The 20,198-nt window shown below is 67.2% G+C and carries 18 protein-coding genes; 9 read left to right on the forward strand and 9 right to left on the reverse strand.

Annotated elements, in window-relative coordinates; all coding sequences use genetic code 11:
• Window positions 1-2,406 carry an ATP-binding protein gene (locus tag ASF26_RS12415; protein ID WP_056254207.1) on the forward strand — a complete coding sequence of 802 codons (2,406 nt, stop codon included), beginning with the start codon at window positions 1-3 and terminating at the stop codon, window positions 2,404-2,406.
• Window positions 2,407-2,508: 102 nt separating this feature from the next.
• Here the strand turns inward: ASF26_RS12415 and fae are convergent, their stop codons facing one another.
• Window positions 2,509-3,048 carry a formaldehyde-activating enzyme gene (gene fae / locus ASF26_RS12420; RefSeq protein ID WP_056140822.1) on the reverse strand — a complete coding sequence of 180 codons (540 nt, stop codon included), beginning with the start codon at window positions 3,046-3,048 and terminating at the stop codon, window positions 2,509-2,511.
• A gap of 257 nt (window positions 3,049-3,305) precedes the next feature.
• Between fae and ASF26_RS12425 the strand changes: the two genes are divergently transcribed.
• A complete protein-coding gene (locus ASF26_RS12425; protein WP_056254211.1) occupies window positions 3,306-3,527 on the forward strand; it encodes a hypothetical protein in 222 nt (73 codons plus the stop codon).
• 18 nt (window positions 3,528-3,545) lie between these two features.
• Here the strand turns inward: ASF26_RS12425 and ASF26_RS12430 are convergent, their stop codons facing one another.
• The 4 genes from ASF26_RS12430 to ASF26_RS12445 all read right to left on the reverse strand — a co-directional run bounded on the left by ASF26_RS12430 (window position 3,546) and on the right by ASF26_RS12445 (window position 10,028).
• The gene (locus tag ASF26_RS12430) at window positions 3,546-3,980 is read right to left on the reverse strand and encodes a hypothetical protein (protein ID WP_082477612.1); all 435 of its coding nucleotides are present in this window, start codon (window positions 3,978-3,980) and stop codon (window positions 3,546-3,548) included.
• Window positions 3,981-4,094: 114 nt separating this feature from the next.
• Entirely contained in the window at window positions 4,095-7,847 is a 3,753-nt protein-coding gene (metH, locus tag ASF26_RS12435; protein ID WP_056254217.1) for a methionine synthase, read from the reverse strand.
• Window positions 7,848-8,025: 178 nt separating this feature from the next.
• Window positions 8,026-8,946, reverse strand: coding sequence for a methylenetetrahydrofolate reductase [NAD(P)H] (gene metF / locus ASF26_RS12440; protein ID WP_056254221.1), 921 nt, complete (start codon window positions 8,944-8,946; stop codon window positions 8,026-8,028).
• A 65-nt stretch (window positions 8,947-9,011) separates the two neighbouring features.
• On the reverse strand, window positions 9,012-10,028 hold the full coding sequence (locus ASF26_RS12445; protein ID WP_056254227.1) for a metalloregulator ArsR/SmtB family transcription factor: 1,017 nt from the start codon (window positions 10,026-10,028) through the stop codon (window positions 9,012-9,014).
• A gap of 176 nt (window positions 10,029-10,204) precedes the next feature.
• Here ASF26_RS12445 and minC (ASF26_RS12450) point away from each other — a divergent pair, with 176 nt between their 5' ends.
• The 4 genes from minC (ASF26_RS12450) to minE all read left to right on the forward strand — a co-directional run bounded on the left by minC (ASF26_RS12450) (window position 10,205) and on the right by minE (window position 12,853).
• A complete protein-coding gene (minC, locus tag ASF26_RS12450; protein WP_244475914.1) occupies window positions 10,205-10,903 on the forward strand; it encodes a septum site-determining protein MinC in 699 nt (232 codons plus the stop codon).
• Window positions 10,904-11,024: 121 nt separating this feature from the next.
• The gene (minC, locus tag ASF26_RS12455; RefSeq protein WP_056254235.1) at window positions 11,025-11,723 is read left to right on the forward strand and encodes a septum site-determining protein MinC; all 699 of its coding nucleotides are present in this window, start codon (window positions 11,025-11,027) and stop codon (window positions 11,721-11,723) included.
• 12 nt (window positions 11,724-11,735) lie between these two features.
• The gene (gene minD / locus ASF26_RS12460; protein ID WP_018045194.1) at window positions 11,736-12,551 is read left to right on the forward strand and encodes a septum site-determining protein MinD; all 816 of its coding nucleotides are present in this window, start codon (window positions 11,736-11,738) and stop codon (window positions 12,549-12,551) included.
• Entirely contained in the window at window positions 12,548-12,853 is a 306-nt protein-coding gene (gene minE, locus ASF26_RS12465) for a cell division topological specificity factor MinE (RefSeq protein WP_018045195.1), read from the forward strand. The genes minD and minE overlap by 4 nt, the downstream gene beginning before the upstream one ends.
• A 10-nt stretch (window positions 12,854-12,863) precedes the next feature.
• Here minE and ASF26_RS12470 read toward each other — a convergent pair whose 3' ends face one another.
• Window positions 12,864-14,111, reverse strand: a complete 1,248-nt coding sequence (locus tag ASF26_RS12470) for a nucleoside transporter C-terminal domain-containing protein (protein WP_056254239.1) — start codon at window positions 14,109-14,111, stop codon at window positions 12,864-12,866.
• Between the two features lie 151 nt (window positions 14,112-14,262).
• On the opposite strand from ASF26_RS12470, the gene ASF26_RS12475 reads away from it, so the two are divergent.
• Entirely contained in the window at window positions 14,263-14,391 is a 129-nt protein-coding gene (locus tag ASF26_RS12475; RefSeq protein ID WP_056254243.1) for a hypothetical protein, read from the forward strand.
• A gap of 522 nt (window positions 14,392-14,913) precedes the next feature.
• On the opposite strand, the gene ASF26_RS12480 is transcribed toward ASF26_RS12475, so the two are convergent.
• The 3 genes from ASF26_RS12480 to ASF26_RS12490 all read right to left on the reverse strand — a co-directional run bounded on the left by ASF26_RS12480 (window position 14,914) and on the right by ASF26_RS12490 (window position 18,213).
• Window positions 14,914-15,234, reverse strand: coding sequence for a GIY-YIG nuclease family protein (locus tag ASF26_RS12480; RefSeq protein ID WP_056254246.1), 321 nt, complete (start codon window positions 15,232-15,234; stop codon window positions 14,914-14,916).
• Window positions 15,235-15,250: 16 nt separating this feature from the next.
• Window positions 15,251-16,876: an ABC-F family ATP-binding cassette domain-containing protein gene (locus tag ASF26_RS12485; protein WP_056254250.1), complete on the reverse strand. Its 1,626-nt coding sequence runs from the start codon at window positions 16,874-16,876 to the stop codon at window positions 15,251-15,253.
• Between the two features lie 137 nt (window positions 16,877-17,013).
• A complete protein-coding gene (locus ASF26_RS12490; RefSeq protein ID WP_200925923.1) occupies window positions 17,014-18,213 on the reverse strand; it encodes a patatin-like phospholipase family protein in 1,200 nt (399 codons plus the stop codon).
• Window positions 18,214-18,628: 415 nt separating this feature from the next.
• On the opposite strand from ASF26_RS12490, the gene ASF26_RS12495 reads away from it, so the two are divergent.
• Window positions 18,629-19,753 carry a PAS domain-containing protein gene (locus ASF26_RS12495; protein ID WP_056254253.1) on the forward strand — a complete coding sequence of 375 codons (1,125 nt, stop codon included), beginning with the start codon at window positions 18,629-18,631 and terminating at the stop codon, window positions 19,751-19,753.
• Window positions 19,750-20,190 (forward strand): response regulator, encoded by a 441-nt coding sequence (locus tag ASF26_RS12500; RefSeq protein WP_056140216.1) that lies wholly within the window; start codon window positions 19,750-19,752, stop codon window positions 20,188-20,190. Before ASF26_RS12495 ends, ASF26_RS12500 begins: the two co-directional genes overlap by 4 nt.
• Window positions 20,191-20,198: the final 8 nt, after the last annotated feature.

A 20,198-nucleotide genomic window follows, 5' to 3' on the forward strand; every position in this document is an offset into this window, starting at 1 on the left:
ATGCTGGAGGCGGATTCCGCTTCCCTCTCCGCACGTGCGGATACGATTCTTGGTATTCACCGCCCTCAGACCGCGGCCCATACCCGGTTCGTCCGTGCCGAGATCTGGCTCCGCTATGCGGTGCCCGCCTTTCTGGCCACGTTTCTCGTCTGCCTTGCGGCTGGCGCAGCGCTCCATCTGCGCGGCGAGCGCAGCGAGATCCTGCGCGATACGGTCACCGACATCGAGACCTTCACGCGTCTCGTCACCGGCGCCCTGGCGGATGTGGAAGCGACGTCTCCGGCGATCCGGTCGCGCCTGGAGACGCTCCTTCCCGTTTCCCTGATGCCGGCCGGACGCCAGATCCTCGTCACCTCGGCATCCGAGACCATCCTCGGGGCCCATCCGGCACTGACGGATCTGAGCGGGACCCTGACGGACCGCCTCGGCGAGATGCAGGCGCTCAGCACGCTGGGCGAGCGCGCCGGCGTGATGGCCCTCACCCTCGCCAACGGCGAGCAGGCCTTCGCGGCCCTGCGGACGCTCCCCAAGGGCCGCGGCCAGATCGCCGTGATCCAGCCCATCGCCCCGGTCCTCGACGCCTGGGCCATGCGGATGCGGCATCAGGTGGTGCTCTACGGCGCCGCCGCCCTCGTCATCATCGGGATCGGGATCGCCTACGCGCTCCAGACCCAGCGCGCCTACGCGGTGGACAGGCTCTGCGAGCAGATCAAGCAGCGGCTCGACACGGCGCTCGGTCGTGGCCGCTGCGGATTGTGGGACTGGGATATTCCACGCGGCCGGATCTACTGGTCGGATTCGATGTACGCCCTGCTCGGATACCGCCGGGAGCGGGAGTTCCTGTCCTTCGGGGACGTGAACGCCCTGGTCCATCCCGATGACGGCGACCTCTACGCCCTGGCTCGCCAGCTGGCCGCGAGCCAATCCACCGTCGATCACGAGTTCCGCATGCGCAGCGCCAATGGCGGCTGGATCTGGCTGCGCACCCGCGCCGAGATCGTCCCCGATCAGGTCGATGGCGGCCGTCACCTCGTCGGCATCGCCCTCGACGTCACCGAGCAGCGCCAGCTCGCCGAATCCAACGCCACCGCCGACATGCGCCTGCGCGACGCGGTGGAGGCGATCTCCGAAGCCTTCGTCCTGTGGGACACGAGCAACCGCCTCGTCCTGTGCAATTCGAAGTTCCGCCACCTCCATGCCCTGAGCCCGGACGACGCGATTCCGGGCAAGCGCTACCACGAGATCATGGGCCGGGGCGTCCTGCCGCCGGTGCGCCGCGAATTGCGCGAGATCGAGGCCTCGTCGGCCACGGCCCGCACCTTCGAGGCGGAGCTCACCGACGGTCGCTGGCTCCAGATCAGCGAGCGGCGGACCAAGGACGGCGGGTACGTCTCGGTCGGCACCGACATCACCAACCTCAAGCGCCAGCAGGAGCAGCTCGTCGCCTCGGAGCGCGAACTGATCGAGACGGTCAAGGACCTCAAGCGCTCGCGCCGGACCCTGGAACTCCAGACCCAGCAGCTCGCGGACCTCGCCGAGCGCTACCTCGACCAGAAGGCCCAGGCCGAGACGGCCAACCAGGCGAAGTCAGAGTTCCTCGCCACCATGAGCCACGAACTGCGCACGCCGCTCAACGCCATCATGGGCTTCGCGGAGTTGATGGAGAGCGGGGTCTACGGGACGCTCGGCTCCCCGCGCTACACCGAGTATTGCCGCGACATCCGCTCCAGCGGCGACTACCTGCTCTCGGTCATCGACGACATCCTAAACATGTCGCGCATCGAATCGCACCGCGTCCGTCTGGCCCTCCGGGAGGTTCCCCTCGACGACGCGGTCCAGAACGCGCTGAAGCTCGTGGCCGAGGCGGCAAAGGCGAAGTCGCTGACCATCGCGGTCGACGTCGCCACCGATCTGACCCTGCTGGCCGATGGCCGCGCCCTGCACCAGATCCTCCTGAACCTCATTCAGAACGCGGTGAAGTTCACCCCCGGAGGCGACGGGCGCATCGTCGTCAAGGCGCGCCCCTCCGGCGATCTGGTCAACATCTTCATCGAGGATAACGGGATCGGCATCCCGAAGGCGGCGCTCCGCCGCCTCGGCTCGCCCTTCCAGCAGGTGGAGACGAATCTCACGCGCACCCATAAGGGGTCCGGGCTGGGTCTCGCCATCGCCCGCTCCATGGCGGAGCTGCATGGCGGTTCGCTGCGCATCCGTTCGGAGGAGGGCCTCGGCACCATCATCATGGTGCGCATGCCGATCCCGACGGCGGAACGGCGGCGCGATCTCGTCGCCGCGAGCTCCGACGAGACGGTGGACTCCTTACGCGAAGTGTCGGGCGCGCGGCCCCGCGGCGGCGCCGGAACGGCCGGGATGCAGCCACGGGTCCTGGCACCCGTATCGGCCTGAGAGCGGCCATCGCCGCCGTACCGGCCGCTTTTTTACGGATAGGAATGGTCCGCGGGTGGAGGAACGCCCGCGCATCCCTCCGCCCTTGGGTTTTCCGGCCTCTCAGTACTCGATGATGTCCTCGAGCGCGTAGTGCTTCACCGTCTTGCGGTTGGCGATGAGCTCGTCGATGCTCGGCTCGCCCTTGATGGCGCGGGCGATGGCGAGCTTCGTCGCCTCGTAATTGGTGCGGTAGAGATCCTTCTGGTCGAGATTGGCATCCTCGGCGCAGCGCGGGTCGAGCCAGATCATGATGATCATGCACAGGTCGTCGAGCCCGTCCTTCGGCAGGATGCCCTCGATCACGCAATCGACGATGGCGTCGCCCGTGGCGGCCTGAACCACGCCGCCCAACAGGTTGACGTATTCCGCCGTGTGGATCGTCGCCTTGGTGGTCATCATGGTGGATGGGCGCACGAGCTGGTTCAGGTCGCGCACCACGAACATGCGGGTATGGCCCTGGACCTGCCCCATCATGCCGGCGAAGGCCTGACCCACCGGGCCGCGGGTGGAGCCGATCAGCACCTCCGGCATCGCGTCGGTGTACTGGCCATCGGCGGCGAGGACGGTGGCCTCTCCGGTGCGGAACCAGATCTCGGACATGTGGGCGTTTCCTTGTTCCTGGGCGAGGGTTGCCCGGCCGGCGATCCGGCCGTTTCGCGGGCGGAGAAACACCGTTCCGCCGCCGCCCGTCAATCGCCCGCGTCCGAGAGAGTTTCGCAGGGGGCGCTTCCCCTCTGGCCCTGCGCGCCGCAATCGGTCATTCCATGCGCGGTTTCCGGCATCGCGACATCGGCGTGGTCCGGTGGATCGCCGCCCATCCTCGGGCCGATGCCGCGAGCCGAACGGGAGTGGGGTACATGAACGGGCAGCAGGAACGGGATTGGAGTCTCGCCGTCGCCGCATTGCCGGACGGTGTGCGGCTCGAACTCGGCCTCGCGGACCTGTCCGGGACGCCCTTCACCGCCATTCTCGCCCTCGACCGGCGGGAGGCGCGCGACCTCGCCCGCGCCCTGCTCGCGGCATCGGGCGATGCCGCGGAGCGGACTTTTCCGCGTCCGCCCTCGGCGAACGCGGACTGATGCGTCAGATCAGGCTGGTCAGCCGCGACCAGGGAGTCTGGGCACCTTCAAGCCGCGCTCTTCGGGCGTCGGCTTGCAGATGTAGGAGAACTCGGTCTGCAGGTCGGAGAAGATGGCTTCCCCGGTGATCTTGCAATTCTCGCGGGCCGTCTCGTCGAGGAAGGTCCGCGCCGCCTCGCGCAACCGCTTGGCTCGGGTCTCCGCCGGGCCGCCCTGCCCGTCGTAGCGCTCGTCGATGCCGCAGCCGACGATTTCCCGCACGCCATCGGAGACGACGAGCATCTTGTTCACGCGGCGCTGGTCGTAGACGGAATACGGGTCCTTGCAGCCGATGGTCACCACCTGGACGCCCACGGTGGCGTAATTCTTCGACAGGTAGGAGAAACCGGTGCAGCCCGAGACCCCGAGGGCGAGCGTGGCCGCGACGGCCAGAATTCCGGTGGTCCGGTTCAACGTGGTCGCGCTCCGCTCAGGCCATCGAACAAGGGATCGCATTGAAGCGCGGGCGGTCCGACGGTCAAGCCTCGCCAGGACACACCCGCGCTCCATTCCACCGAATCGCGTACCTTACTCCGCCGCCGCCGCGAGGTAGCGGGCCGGGTCGTAGTTGAGGATCGGGCCGAGCCAACGCTCCACCTCGCGGAGGTCCATGCCCTTACGCAGGGCGTAATCCTCCACCTGATCGCGCTCCACCTTGGCGACGCCGAAGTAATGCGCGTCCGGATGGGCGATGTAGAGACCGGAGACCGAGGAGCCGGGCCACATGGCATAGCTCTCGGTGAGCTTCACCCCGATGCGCGACTCGGCCTTGAGCAGGTCGAACAAGGTGACCTTCTCGGTGTGGTCGGGCTGCGAGGGATAGCCCGGTGCCGGGCGGATGCCGGCATAGTCCTCCCGCACGAGATCTTCGGGGCCGAAGGTCTCGTCGGCGGCGTAGCCCCAGAACTCCTTGCGGACGCGCTCGTGCATGCGCTCGGCCAGGGCCTCGGCGATGCGGTCGGCGAGCGCCTTCACCAGGATCGAGCGGTAATCGTCGTTGGCCCGCTCGAAGCGCTCGGCGATGCGAACCTCTTCCAGCCCCGCCGTGACCACGAAGCCGCCGACGTAATCGCCGATGCCCGAGTCCTTCGGTGCCACGAAATCGGACAGGCAGGTATTGGCGCGCCCGTCGCGCTTCGACAGCTGCTGACGCAGGCCGTGGAAGGTCGCGAGTTTTTCGGAGCGGCTCTCGCCGGTATAGAGCGCGATGTCGTCGCCCACCGAATTTGCCGGCCAGAAGCCAATGATCGCCTTCGGGTTGAACCAGCGCTCGTCGACGATCTGCTTCAGCATCTCCTGCGCGTCGTCGAACAGGGCCTTGGCGGCCGGACCCTGGTTCGGGTCCTCGAAGATCGCCGGGTAGCGACCCTTGAACTCGTAGGTCTGGAGGAACGGCGTCCAGTCGATATAGGGCACGAGGTCGGCGACCTCGTAGGAGGAGTAGACCCGCACGCCGGTGAAGCTCGGCTTCGTCGGACGGTAGCCCGACCAGTCGATCTTGAACGGGTTGGCACGGGCTTTGGCCAGCGGCAGGCGCTGCTTGTCGAGCTCCGAGCGCGCATGCGCGTCCGACACCTTGCGGTACTCGGCCTGGATGTTGGCGATGGTGGTGTCCCGCGTCTCCTTCGAGAGCAGGCTGGAGACCACACCCACGGCGCGGCTCGCATCCGTCACGTAGACGGTCTGGCCACGGTTGTAGGAGGGGTGGATCTTCACGGCGGTGTGGACGCGGCTGGTCGTGGCGCCGCCGATGAGCAGGGGAACCGAAAACCCCTCGCGCTCCATCTCGGCCGCCACGTGAACCATCTCGTCCAGCGAGGGCGTGATGAGGCCGGAGAGGCCGACGATGTCGACATTCTCGCGCTTGGCCACGTCGAGAATCTTGGCCGCCGGCACCATCACGCCGAGGTCGATGATCTCGTAATTGTTGCAGGCGAGCACGACGCCGACGATGTTCTTGCCGATGTCGTGGACGTCGCCCTTCACCGTCGCCATCAGGATCTTGCCGGCGGCCTGGCGCTTGCCGTCGCCGCCATTGGCGAGCTTTTCCGCCTCCATGAAGGGTTCGAGATAGGCCACGGCCTGCTTCATCACGCGGGCGGACTTCACCACCTGCGGCAGGAACATCTTTCCGGAGCCGAACAGGTCGCCGACCACGTTCATGCCAGCCATCAGCGGGCCTTCGATGACATGGAGCGGACGTTCGACGCCGAGGCGCGCCTCCTCGGTATCGGCGAGGATGTACTCGGTGATCCCGTTGACCAGAGCGTGCTCGATGCGCTTCTCCACCGGAGCCTCGCGCCAGGACAGATCGGCGGTCTTGGCCTGCACGCCGCCACCCGACTTGAAGCGCGCGGCCGCTTCCAACAGTCGGTCCGTGGAATCCTCGCGCCGGTTGAGGACGACGTCCTCGCACAGCTCGCGCAGCTCGGCCGGCAGCTCGTCGTAGATCGCGAGCTGGCCGGCATTCACGATGCCCATGTCCATGCCGACCTGGATCGCGTGGTACAGGAACACCGCATGCATCGCTTCGCGCACCGGCTCGTTGCCGCGGAAGGCGAAGCTCAGGTTCGAGATGCCGCCCGAGATATGGGCGTGGGGCAGGGTCTCGCGGATGGTCTTGGTCGCCTCGATGAAGGCGACACCGTAGCCGTTATGCTCCTCGATGCCGGTGGCCACCGCGAACACGTTCGGATCGAAGATGATGTCCTCGGGCGGGAAGCCGACCTCCTCGGTGAGTACCTTGTAGGCCTTGGTGCAGATCTCGACCTTGCGCTCGTAAGAGTCGGCCTGGCCCTGCTCGTCGAAGGCCATCACCACCACGGCGGCGCCGTAGGAGCGGCACACCTTGGCATCGGCAATGAACTTCTCGACGCCCTCCTTCATGGAGATCGAGTTCACGATGGCCTTGCCCTGGACGCACTTGAGCCCGGCCTCGATGACGTGGAACTTCGAGGAATCGATCATCACCGGCACGCGGGCGATGTCCGGCTCGGCGGCCACGAGGTTGAGGAACTCGACCATCGCCTTCTCGGAATCGAGCAGGCCCTCGTCCATGTTGATGTCGATGATGCTGGCGCCCGCCGCCACCTGATCGCGGGCGACATCGAGGGCGGCCGCGTAGTCGCCGGCGGTGACGAGCTTGCGGAATTTGGCCGAGCCGGTGACGTTGGTGCGCTCGCCCACATTCACGAAGGGGATCTCCTTCGTCAGCGTGAAGGGCTCGAGGCCCGACAGGCGCATCAGGCGGGGCACCTCCGGGATCGCGCGGGGCTTCACCCCCTCCACGGCCTGCGCGATGGCGCGGATATGGTCCGGCGTGGTGCCGCAGCAGCCGCCGACCATGTTGACGAGGCCGGAGGTGGCAAACTCGCCCACCAGCCTGCCCATGGCTTCGGGGCTTTCGTCATAGAGGCCGAACTCGTTGGGAAGGCCGGCATTCGGATAGGCGCAGACCAGGGTGTCGGCGATGCGCGAGAGTTCGGAGATGTGAGCGCGCATCTCCTTGGCGCCGAGCGCGCAGTTCAGCCCGATGGTGAGCGGGCTGGCATGGCGCAGCGCGTTCCAGAACGCTTCGGGCGTCTGTCCCGACAGGGTGCGGCCGGAGAGATCGGTGATCGTGCCCGAAATCATGATCGGCAGGGTGGTGCCGGTCTCCTCGAACACCGCCCAGGCCGCCGCCACCGCCGCCTTGGCGTTGAGCGTGTCGAAGATCGTCTCGATGAGGATCAGTTCGGCGCCGCCGTCGATGAGGCCGCGCACCTGTTCCATATAGGCGGTCTTGACCTGATCGAAGGTCACCGCCCGGTAGCCCGGATTGTTCACGTCCGGCGAGATCGACAGGGTGCGGTTCGTGGGGCCGATGGCGCCGGCCACGAAACGGCGGCGGCCATCCTGCTTCTCGGCCAAGGCGGCAGCCTCGCGGGCGAGCCGCGCGCCTTCCGCGTTCAACTCGTGGACGATCGATTCCATGCCGTAATCGGCCTGGGCGATGGTGGTGCCCGAGAAGGTGTTGGTCTCGCAGACGTCGGCCCCGGCCAGGAAGTAGTCGAGGTGGATCTGCCGGATCGCATCGGGCTGCGTCAGGATCAGGAGGTCGTTGTTGCCCTTCTGGTCGTGGCTGTGATCGAGGAAGCGCCCCCCGCGAAAATCCGCCTCGCCGTAGCCGAGGCGCTGGATCACGGTGCCCATCGCCCCATCGAGGACGAGGATTTTTTCCGCTGCCCGCTGGCGCAGGGCCGCTTCGATCTCTTTTCCGTCTACGGGGCGGAGGTCTGTCATGTCGTATCCTTGGAGACGCGAAGTCCCACCAATCCACCTCATCCTGAGGTGCCGGAGCGTAGCGAAGGCCTCGAAAGAGGCCTCCAGGTCTCGTTGCGCGATCTGGATCCCTCCTTCGAGGCCCGCTTATGCGGGCACCTCAGGATGAGGTCCGAGGGTTGGAGCGCGCGTTCTTGATTCAGGCCGCCTTCGCCGCCGCCACCTTCGGCGCTTGCGCGCGCAGGCCGAGGAGATGGCAGATCGCATAGACGAGGTCGGAGCGGTTCATCGAGTAGAAATGGAAGTCGTTGACCCCCTCGTCCACCAGATCGAGCACCTGCTCGGCCGCCACCGCCGCCGCGATCAGCCGACGGGTGTCGACGTCGTTGTCCAGCCCCTCGAACCGGGCGGCCAGCCAATACGGCACCGAGGCGCCGGTGCGGCGGGCGAAATTGGCGGATTGCTTGAAGTTCTGCACCGGCAGGATGCCGGGGATGATCGGGATGTCGATCCCGGCGGCGCGGACCTTGTCGACGTAGCGGAGGTAGACCTCGTTTTCGAAGAAGAACTGCGTGATCGCCTGGTCGGCGCCGGCATCGACCTTGGCCTTCAGCGCGTCGATATCGGCGTCCAGCGTGGCGGCTTCGGGGTGCTTCTCGGGATAGGCCGAGACCGAGACCTTGAAGTCGCCGATCCGCTTGATGCCGGCCACGAGATCGCTGGTCCTGGCATAGCCGCCGGGATGCGGCCGATAGGCGGTGCCGACACCGTCCTGCGGGTCACCGCGCAGGGCCACGATGTGGCGTACCCCGGCATCCCAATAGGATTGCACGACCTCGTCGATCTCCTCCCGGGTGGCGTCCACGCAGGTGAGATGGGCGGCGGGCTTGAGGCTCGTCTCCTTGATCATCCGCGCCACGGTGTTGTGGGTGCGCTCGCGGGTGGAGCCGCCGGCCCCATAGGTCACCGAGACGAATTTCGGCTGGAGCGGAGCGAGCCGCTCGATCGACGACCACAGGACCTTCTCCATTTCGTCGGTCTTCGGCGGGAAGAACTCGATGGAGACCTGGATCGGACGGTAGCCGTCGCGGCTCGCGCGGTGGTGGGAAGCGGTGGGCATCGGGTCGTCCTCAAGATCTTTCGGTTCAGACGTGTGTCGTCGAGGTGGAATTTCGTGGCGGCCGGTCAGGCCACCGCGCGCTCCGCCTCGGAAGCGAGGGTCGGCTCCGCCGCCGCGGCGGCGAGCCAGAGGGTCACGGTGAGCTGGTGCCCGCTCTCGTCGGCCGGAGCGAGATGCCGTGTCGCCACCATGCCGAGCCCGGCATCGGCGAGCCAGCCCGTCACCTGCTCGGCGGCGAAGCCGAGGCGGCGATGGGCCTGCTCCTCGCGCAGGAATTCGAGATCGTGCGGCGCGAAATCCACCACGAGAAGCCGGCCTCCGGGCGCCACGAGCCGCGCCGCCTCCCGGAGCGCACGGGCGGGATCGTCGAGATAATGCAGCACCTGATGCACCACCACGAGGTCGAAGCTGCCCCGGCCGAAGGGTGGCGCATGGATGTCGCCCTGGCGCAGGTCGACGCCGGACAAGCCGGCCCGCTCCAGATTGGCGCGCGCGACGGAGAGCATGGCGTGGCTCGAATCGAGTCCCGTTGCGCGGGAGGCCCTGGGCGCGAGAAGTCCGAGCATCCGCCCCGTGCCGGTGCCGAGATCGATCAGGCTCCGCACAGGGCGCGGTCCGAGGGCGTCGATCACCGCCGCCTCTACAATCGCCTCCGGCACGTGGAGCGAGCGAAGCTGGTCCCATTTCGGGGCGAGGCGGGCGAAGAAGCTCTGCGCGGCATCCGCGCGCTGGGCCCGGACGCCCTCCAACCGGGCCCGATCCTCGGACAGGGGCGGGCTCGAGCGGTCGAGGCCGCCGACCAGGGGCTCCACCAGGCCCGTCCTCGCCTCGATGAGACGGAAGAACGCCCAGGCCCCCTCGCGATGCCGCTCCACCAGACCCGCTTCGACGAGAAGCTTGAGATGGCGCGAGATGCGCGGCTGCGACTGGCCGAGAATGTCGGTGAGATCGGAGACCGACAATTCCCCCTGCATCAGCAAAGCGAGAATGCGCAGGCGCGTCTCTTCCGCGGTGGCGCGCAGCACACCGAGGGCATCGGAGAAAGGAAGGACGACTGTCGCCTTGGCGCTCTCTTGAGACATAAAGATATCTTTATGTTCGATCCGGACACATGGCAAGGGGAAACGGCGGCTCGCCGGATTCAGCTGAGAAACAGGCGTGGGCGACGATGCCGGGAGGGGAGCGTTCCGGGCGATCTGCCGATATGGTCGGCCCAAGACTTTCTTTTGCGATTCCAGAACAACAGAAACGCCCCCGCGTGACCCAGCCGAATTCCCGTCCCCCGATCCGTTTCCGTGGCCGCTCCTTCATGGCCCTGGTGCTGGCCCCCTCGGCACCGGTGCATGACTGGCTCGAAGACCTCGACGCGCTGTCCCGGCGCTCCCCCGCCTTCTTCGTGGGGCGCCCGGTGATCCTCGACGTGTCCGGCCTCGGCCTCGACCGGGCGGACCTCACCGCCCTGGTCTCCGAACTCAAGGCCCGCGACGTCACCGTGATGGGAATCGAGGGAGCCAAATCCGGCAGCCTCGGCGAGGGGCTGCCCCCTGCCCCGGCTGGCGGACGGCCGGTGGACGAGGTCGCCACGCCGGACGCTCCCGCGCCCACGCACGCCGAACCGCCGCGCGCCGCCCGCTCGCTGATCCTCGACCAGCCGGTCCGGTCGGGCCAGACGATCCTGCATCTCGAAGGCGACATCACCATCATGGGATCGGTGGCCTCCGGCGCGGAAGTGATCGCCGGCGGCTCCATTCATATCTATGGAGCGCTGCGGGGGCGGGCCATCGCGGGCGCCTCCGGCAATCCCGATGCCCGCATCACCTGCCGCAAGTTCGAGCCGGAACTGCTCGCCATCGACGGTCTCTACCGGACGGCCGACGATCTCGGGCCGGACCGCCGGGGCCAACCGGCGCAGATCCGCCTGGAAGGAGATGCGATCAAGGTCGCCGCGCTGGAGTAGCGCCAACGCAGGAACCCAGGATCGCAGGATTATAGGGTCACAGGATCACAGAAAGCCGGCTCGTTAACCAAGCGGTAACCATAAGGACCGTCAATGGTTCGGTAAGGAATCGCGAGAGCCCGTGACACACGCCCCTCCATCCCGCCGATCCGTGACGCTACGAGGCCGTGCCTTCAAGGCACTCGTCCTGGCGCCGGAAGCTCCGCTTCCCGATTGGTTCGCCGATCTGGACGCCTCGCTGAAGCGGTCGCCGACCCTGTTCGACGGCCGCCCCCTCATCCTCGACATCGCGGCGCTCGGGTCGGACCCGGACGTGCTCGGCAAGGTCCTGGCCGATCTCGGTGCCCGCCGCATCCGCATCCTCGGCATCGAGGGCGCGGCGGCGACCCTGGCGGGAACGACGATGCTCGACGGGCTCGCCCTGCCCCCGCTCCTCGTAAACGGACGGCCCTCCATCGGCATCGAGATTCCGAAGGAGGCCGAGCCGGAAACCACGTCTCTCATGATCGAGGGCTCGGTCCGGTCCGGCCAGTCGATCACGCATCCCACCGGTGACGTCACCGTCATGGGTTCGGTGGCCTCCGGCGCCGAGATCCTCGCCGGCGGCTCCATCCACGTCTATGGGGCGCTCCGCGGCCGGGCCATCGCCGGTGCCGCCCGCAACCCCCGCGCCCGCATCTACTGCCGCAAGTTCGAGCCCGAACTGCTCGGGATCGATCGCCTCGTCCGCACGGCCGAGGACATGGGCACGACCCTGCGCGGGAAACCCGTGCAGATCTGGCTCGATAGCGGCTCCATCAAAATGGCAACCTTGGATTAAGGAGATACACGCATGGCCAAGGTTCTGGTCGTTACATCTGGCAAGGGCGGCGTCGGCAAGACGACCACCACAGCGGCTCTCGGCGCAGCACTCGCGCAGGCCGGACAGAGCGTCGCCGTCGTCGATTTCGACGTCGGCCTGCGTAACCTCGACCTCGTGATGGGCGCCGAGCGGCGCGTGGTCTACGACCTCATCAACGTGGTCAACGGCGACGCCAAGCTCAACCAGGCGCTGATCCGCGACAAGCGGCTCGAGAACCTGTCGCTGCTGCCCGCCTCGCAGACCCGCGACAAGGACGCGCTTACCGACGAGGGCGTCGCCAAGGTGATGGAAGAGCTGCGCGAGAAGTTCGACTGGGTGATCTGCGATTCCCCGGCCGGCATCGAGCGCGGAGCGACGCTCGCCATGCGACACGCCGACCTCGCGGTGGTCGTCACGAACCCGGAAGTCTCCTCGGTGCGCGATTCCGACCGCATCATCGGTCTTCTCGATTCGAAGACGCTGAAGGCCGAGCGCGGAGAGGTGATGGAGAAACACCTCATCCTCACCCGCTACGACCCCGCCCGCGCCGACCGCGGCGACATGCTCAAGGTCGACGACGTGCTCGAGATCCTCTCGATCCCGCTGCTCGCCATCATCCCCGAGAGCCTGGAAGTGCTGCGCGCCTCCAACGTCGGCTGCCCGGTGACGATGAACAACCCGCTCAGCGCCCCGGCCCGGGCCTATATCGACGCCGTCCGCCGCCTGAAGGGCGATACGGTTCCGATGACTGTGCCGTCCGACAAGAAGTCTCTCCTCAACAAGCTGTTCACCCGGAGGGCGGCATGAGCCTGCGCAACCTCTTCAGCAAGCGGGCCTCGGCCCCCACGGCCCGCGACCGTCTCCAGCTGATCCTGGCCCATGAGCGGGCCGGGGCCGGCGGCTCCGACCTGGTGATGCTCCTGCGGGAGGAGATCCTCGCCGTCATCGCCAAGCATGTCACGGTGGAGCGGGACAAGGTCCAGATCCGACTGGAGCGGGGCCAGGACATGTCGACGCTCGGCGTCGACATCGAACTCCCGGTCACGGCCCCGGCCAAGGCCGCCCCGGCAGCGGCCAAGCCGTCCAAGGCCAAGCGCGCCGCCGCGTGACGGTCCGCCGTCAGCCGATGAACAGGCCGGCGATGGTCGCACTCGTCAGGTTCGACAACGTACCAGCCAGGATCGCGCGCATTCCATAGCGTGCGATCTCGGACCTCCTCTCGGGGACGAGGCTCGCCAGACTCGCGAGCTGGATCGCGATGGAGGCGAGATTGGCGAAGCCGCACAGGGCGAAGCACAGGATGGCCGTCGTCCGGGCATCGAGCGTGCCAGCCTTCAGTGTCGGCGAGAGTTGCGCATAGGCCAGGAACTCGTTGAAGGCGATCTTCTGCCCGATTGCGCCGCCGACCAGACCCGCCTCGCTCCAGGGCACACCCATGAGCCAGGCCAGCGGCGCGAAAGCGAGCCCGAGCACGCCCTCGATGCTGAGGGACGGATAACCGACGAGTCCGCCGCCCCATCCGGCGATGCCGTTGAGCAGCGCAATGAGCCCGGTGAAGGCGATCAGCATGGCGCCCACCGACACCGCGATGACGAGGCCCTTCTGCGTGCCATCGGCCGCCGCCTCGATGAGGTTCACCGCCCGCGTCTCGGCGAATTCCACCCGCATGGTCGTCACCCGCGTCGGCTCCGTCGAGGGCATCAGGATCTTGGCGTAGAGAAGCCCGCCGGGAATCGCCATGACGCCGGCGGCGAGCAAATATTCCATCGGCACGCCCAACGCGGCGTAGCCGGCCAGGATCGATCCGGCGGTGGAGGCGGCCCCGCTCGACATCACGGCGAACAATTCGGCCCCGGTCAGCAGGATCAGGAACGGCCGCAGGGCCACGGCGATCTCGCTCTGGCCGATGACGATGGTGATCACCGCCGAGAAGGTCTCGATGGGCGATGTGCCGAGCACCCGCTGCAAGCCCGCCCCGATGAGGCGGGCGAGGGTCTGCATCACCTTGAGGTGATACAGGATCGCGATGAGCGCGGAGACGTAGAGGATCTGCGGCAGCACCCGCAGGGCCAGGATGAAGCCGCTGCCGCCGAAGAGCTCGAACATGCGCGGCTCGACGAGGCCGCCGAACAGGAACAGGACCCCGCGATCACCATAGGCCAGAACCGTCTGGACCAGCGTCGCCGCCGCATCGAGGGCCTGACGCCCCACGGGCACGAACAGCACGATTGCCCCGATGGCGATCTGCAGGGCGAGGGCCGAGATGACGGTCCGAGGGCGGATCGCCCGGCGATTGGTGGAGAACAGGATCGCGACGGCGAGGAGCAGCGCCAGGCTCGCGCCGGCATGAAGCAGTCGCTCGGTCATCGTGTCCCCTCTTTCAGCCCGAGAGGAGCAAGGGCGATGCCGGGACGGGCGCGCGTCATATGGGGTTCATCCGGAACGGGAGGACGTCCGGCGTGTTGACCGTCAAGCTGCGCCGTAATGCGGCGCATAACCGGTTTGAAGGGATACAGCCATGAGCCTCATCGGACGCCTCGTCACCAAGATCCTCGGCAACGAGAACCGCCCCGTCGTCCGCGACGACCGCAACTACGATTCGAGCAACCCCATCGGCCGCCTCGTGACGAAGATCCTGCGGAAGTAAGCTCGACGTACATCCCCTCTCCCCCTCGTGGGGAGAGGTTAGGAGTGGGGGTGGCTGGGCGACCCTCACTCGGCCGAGGCTAGCGGCACCACCCCCACCTCCCACTCCTCCCCATAAGGGGGAGGAGGGCCGTGCATCCCGCGAAATGTCCGATTGCCGTAGCGCCGCCTGGGCGAAGACGTATGCGCGCGGATCCGCCCCAACACGGCACCGTCTGACCCTCCCACCACGCGCCTCATCCTGAGGCGCCGCGCAAGCGGCCTCGAAGGAGGCGCTCAGCCAGCGCAACGCAGACTGGAAGGCTCCATCGAGGCTTTCGCGCTGCGAAAGCGCCTCAAGGTGAGGTCGGTGGGTATGATATCCGTGCCGACCACCAAAACCCTGCGGGCGTAATCAATTCCCCAGGTCATCCCGCCATCGACCTCATCCTGAGGTGCCGCGTGAGCGGCCTCGAAGGAGCCCTCCAGCTAGCGTAACGCGGACTGGAAGCCTCCTTCGAGGCTTTCGCCATGCGAAAGCGCCTCAGGATGAGGTCGGCGGGTTGGAAGTCTGAGCATGGCGCGGACGCTTCGCCAATCTCTGCAAGGCCTCCCAGTCGCTCGCGATGAGGGCTTCCTTCTTCGCCCGGCTCCATCCTTTCAGCCTGCGCTCGAAAGCAATGGCATCGGTGATCCATTCAAATTGCTCGGCATAGACCAGGACGACGGGACGACGGCTGCTGGTGTAGCCGGGAAACGTGCCGGCGTTATGCTCACCAAGTCGCCTGTCGAGAGATTCCCCGCGCGCCGATCCGACATAGTAGCGACCGTCGGCATAGCGCAGGATGTAGACAAAAGCCGGCACGCGACAGTCTCTATCTTCACGCCGCCTTGCGCTTGGTCTTCTTCTCCCGACCTTGCCCCGGCGCGGTCTTTCCCGTCTTCGACCGGTCGAGGACGAAGCGGGCGTAGTCGTCCATGTCGCCGGCGAAGGGCTTCACGGTCCGGTCGGCGGCGAGCCAGAGACGGTCGGCCACCAGTTCCATCAGCGAGCGGTCGTGGGTGATGAGGATGACGGCGCCGCCGTAATCGTTCAGAGCGTCGAGCAAGGCCCGGCGGCTGTCGATGTCGAGATGGTTCGTCGGCTCGTCGAGGATCAGCAGGTGGGGCGCCTGCATCGCCACGAGGTTGAGCAGCAGGCGGGCTCGTTCGCCGCCCGAGAGCGCGTCCACCGTCGTCTCCTGCTTGTCGAAGGCGAGGCCGAAGCTGGCGAGCTTGGCGCGACGGCCGGATTCGCTGTCGTCCGGCCGCTCGCGGCGGATGATGGCGAGCGGCGTGTCCTTCGGGTCGAGGGCCTCGATCTGGTGCTGGTGGAACCAGCCGACCTGCACCCTGCCCTCGCGCACCATGCGCCCGTCCCGCACCTTCAGGGCACCGGCCGCCATCTTGGCGAAGGTCGACTTGCCGGCGCCGTTCACGCCGAGAAGGCCGATCCGGTCATCGACGTCGAGAGTCAGGTTGAGGTCGCGCAGCACCGGCTCGTCATCGCCATAGCCGATGGTGGCGTCGGTGAGATGCATCAGCGGCGGCGCCAGCGGGCGCTTGGGCGAAGGCAGATGGAACGGGGCCACATGCTCCTCGATGGTGGTGGCGATGGGCTCCATCTTGGCGAGGCGCTTCATGCGCGATTGGGCCTGCGCCGCCTTCGACGCCGAGGCCTTGAACCGGTCGACGAAGCTCTGCAGGTGTGCGCGCTCGGCGTCCTGCTTCATCTTGGTGGAAGCCTGCAACCGCGCCTTCTCGGCCCGGCGCTTCTCGAAATCGTCGTAGCCGCCGGTATAGAGTTCGAGTTTTTCGCCCGCGACGTGCAGGATGGCATCGACGGAATTGTTCAGAAGCTCGCGGTCGTGGCTGATGATCAGGGCGGAGTGCGGGTAGCGCTTCAGCCGTGCCTCCAGCCACAGGGCGCCCTCCAGATCGAGGTAGTTGGTGGGCTCGTCGAGGAGCAGCATGTCCGGTTCGGCGAAGAGCGCGGCGGCCAAAGCCACGCGCATGCGCCAGCCGCCGGAGAATTCCGACATCGGCCGGGTCAGGTCCTCCACCGAGAAGCCGAGGCCGGCGAGAATTTCGCCCGCCCGCGCGGGAGCCCGGTCGGCGTCGATCTCGATCAGCCGGCCGTAGATCTCGCCCATGCGCTCGGGCTCGGCGGTCTCCAACTCGAGGTTCAGGGCCTCGCGCTCGATATCCGCCGCCAGGATGGTGTCGATCAGGGTGACGGGTGTCGCCGGGTGCTCCTGATCGACGGAGGCGACGCGGGCATTCTTCGGCAGGAGGATCACGCCGCTGTCGGGCTGGAACTCGCCGAGGATGATCTTGAACAGGGTTGACTTGCCGACACCGTTGCGGCCGACGAGCCCGACCTTCGATCCGGGCGGGACGGCCACGCTCGCGCGGTCGAAGAAGCGCCGGCCCCAGGCACTGAAAGTGAGGTCTTCGATCTGGATCATGAATCAGCGGCCAAACGCAGGGGAGATGCGGGCCGGTGGCCACACGGGAGGATGTCCCTCCTCCTATCGCAGTGCAGCAACGAGCGCGAGGGCGGGCCGCGCAGGGCACCACCCCGCCGGGGGATGGTGCCGGCCCGTCAGTTCCGCTCGACGCCGGCGGCGATCGCCTTGACCAGCGGGGCGGTGGGCACGTTCTTGCGCCAGAACGTACCAGCCCGGCCGGTCTCCCGCCCGCTCTCGTAGAGTTGGCGCATGTAGGCGGTATCGAAGCCTCGCGCCGTCGTGGTGTTGGGCGCGGATTCGTCGATATAGGTCAGGTTGAAGCCCATGCCGTTGCCGCGGGTGAAGGCATAGGTGGCTGCCAGCGTCGCGCGGCTGCGCGCCCGGCTCGCGGTGGTGAAGGAGCGCTCGACGATGGACAGGGTGTTGTTCTGCGCCACGTCGAATTCCGGCTCCAGCCGCCCGTTGATGATGACGTAGATATCGGCCTTGCCCGCCGTGCGCAGGCGGCCGTCCCGCAGCAGGAACGACTGCGGGAGGGTGAAGACCGGCGTCACCACCGACCCGTCCACATGCATTTCCTGGAACGCCCTGCCCTCCGCCTGCACGTCGAGGAGCTGGGGTGGGAATACGGCCGGGATGCTGGCGGAGGCCGTGAGCACATCCGTGAACAGCGAGACGGCGTTGGGCCCGCCATTGGTGGCGATGGCGCCCATGTTCCAGATGACTGCACGCTGGGAGTCGAGGTTCGTCGTCACCACGAGGAGACGGCGCCCCTTGGCGTGCTGCTCGGCGATGGCGGCGAGGAGATCGGACGTCACGTAGCGGCGCACGAGGTCGCGCAGGCGGCCGTCCCCGAACAGGCCCGATCCGAATACGATGTTGGTCACGCTCGGCGATTGGACGAGGGTCGAAGCGACGCCGCTGGTATAGATGTCGGTGAGGGTGGAATCGTAGGCCGGGCCGAGGAAGGCGAAGGGCGCGATCAGCGCGCCGGTGCTCACCCCCGAGACGAGGGCGAATTCGGGCCGCTTGCCGGATTCCGACCAGCCGTTGAGGATGCCGGCGCCGTAGGCTCCGTCACCGCCGCCGCCCGACAGGGCGAGATAGGCGAAGGCCCGCTTCGAGCGTTCCGGCCGTGCGACCATTTCTGTGAAGGTGCTCTCGGACGCGTCGGCATAGGCGCGGACGCTGAGATCCATACCGGCCGGAACCGCCGCCGAGGCCTGGTCGGCGGTGTAGGCCACGCGCGGGATCGAGCCGCAGGCGGCCAATTGCGCGGCCATGGCGAGCGCGGCCGCGCCCTTGACCCATCCGAACCGGCGAGATGTCGACATGACGGCGTGATCCTGGCGTTCGACCTGCATCGCCACCGGCGTACGGAGCGTCAAGCTCAACGATAACGAGCTTGGCCATTCTACCGTTCCGGGTAAGGACAGACAATCGTCGCCGGTGCAGGCCGACCCGATCGGCGCAGCGCGTGATGGATCAGCAACGGTCTCCGGACGGTGTTCCGACACACGTTCCGCGCAAACACCACTGAACGACTGGAACGATGCGGCACACCGAAGCTTGTCGATTGGATGTCCCCCTCTATGTGGTTGACATCAATTCACAACGACGTCGCGTCTCGCCCATCGCGTTGCATGGTTCAACGTCATGACGACGTGAGACGGATCCACGGGACGGCGGAGCCTCTTCGCCGAAGACTTTCGCCCTGGCCGCAAGATGCGCCGGGCAGCATGGGAAGGCATGATGGAAGCGGACGACGCCTGGCACCTCACCGACCGATTGGGGGCCGAGCACGGAAGGGGCGATCCTTTCGCGGCCGCCATCCGCGCGACGCGCATGGCGATGCTGATCACCGATCCGCGGCAAGACGACAATCCCATCGTCTTCGTCAACGACGCGTTCCTCAGGATGACCGGCTATAGCCGCGCCGACGTCATGGGGCGGAACTGCCGCCTTCTCCAGGGCGAGGAGACCGATCCCGACGCCGTGCGCAAGATCCGCGACGCGATCGCGGCCAAGCGCGACGTGGCCGTCGACATTCTCAATTATCGCAAGGACGGCAGCCAGTTCTGGAACGCCCTCTATGTCAGCCCCGTGACCAGTGACGAGGGGGAGACCGTGTATTTCTTCGCGTCGCAGCTCGACGTGACGGACCGGATCGATGCGCTCATGCAGACGCGCAACGAGAAGATCCATTTCGAGCGCGAGGTGGAAAAGCGCACGCGGGAGCTCACCGAGGCGCTGGCGGCCAAGACCATGCTGGTCCATGAGGTGGACCACCGGGTGAAGAACAACCTCCAGATGATCGCCTCGCTGCTCACCCTGCAGACCCGGACCATCACCGACCCGGATGCGAAGGCCTCGCTCAAGTCCATGCTGGCCCGCGTCGAGGCTCTCGGGACCGTGCACAAGCGCCTCTACCAGTCCAACGACGTCCAGCGTTTCGATGTCGCCGCCTTCGCTCAGGAACTCGCCGTCGATCTGGTGCGCGGCTCCGGGCGGCAGGAGATCGAACTCGACGTCGACCTCGTCTCCGTCGAGGTCGCCGTCGAACAGGCGCCCCCGGTCGCCCTCGTGATGAACGAGCTGCTGACCAACGCCCTCAAGCACGCTTTCCCCCGTGACGCGGGCGGCCGGCTGTTGGTCTCGGTGAAGCCCGAGGGCGAGGAAATCCGCATCACCATCGCCGATGACGGGATCGGCATGCCGGTGGACGTCGTCGGCGGCCGCACCTTCGGCAAGCGCCTGATCGAGAGTCTGGTGCGCCAGCTGAATGCCGATATCGCCTGGCACCCGGCCAATCCCGGGACGCGGATCGAGATCCGCCTGCCCCGCGGCGGGACGGGCCACAGGGAGTCGATGTGACCGAACCTCTCCGGATCGTCGTCGTCGAAGACGAAGCCTTGATCGTGATGCAGCTCGAGATCCTGCTCGAAGAGGCGGGGCACGAGGTGGTCGGCACGGCCGTGTCCGCGAGGGATGCCGTCGCGGTGGCCCGCCGGACCCGGCCCGACATCGTCCTCATCGACCTGCAGCTGAAGGGCGGCTCCTCCGGCCTCGACGTGGCGAAGGATCTGGCGGACGAGCCCGCGATGATGCTGGTCTTCCTGACCGCGAATGCGAGCCGCTTCCACGACGACTTCGCCGGCGCGGTGGCCGTCATCGCCAAGCCCTTCTCCGAGGCCATCATCGGGAACACGATGGGATTCCTCGAGGAATGCATCCGGACCCCGCCCCCGGTCTCGAACCTGCCCCTCGGCCTGCGCCTCGCTCCTGGCTATCTCGCCAGCCTCGGCGGCTGAATCCGCGC

Source organism: Methylobacterium sp. Leaf93 (assembly GCF_001422345.1).
Lineage (GTDB): Bacteria > Pseudomonadota > Alphaproteobacteria > Rhizobiales > Beijerinckiaceae > Methylobacterium > Methylobacterium bullatum.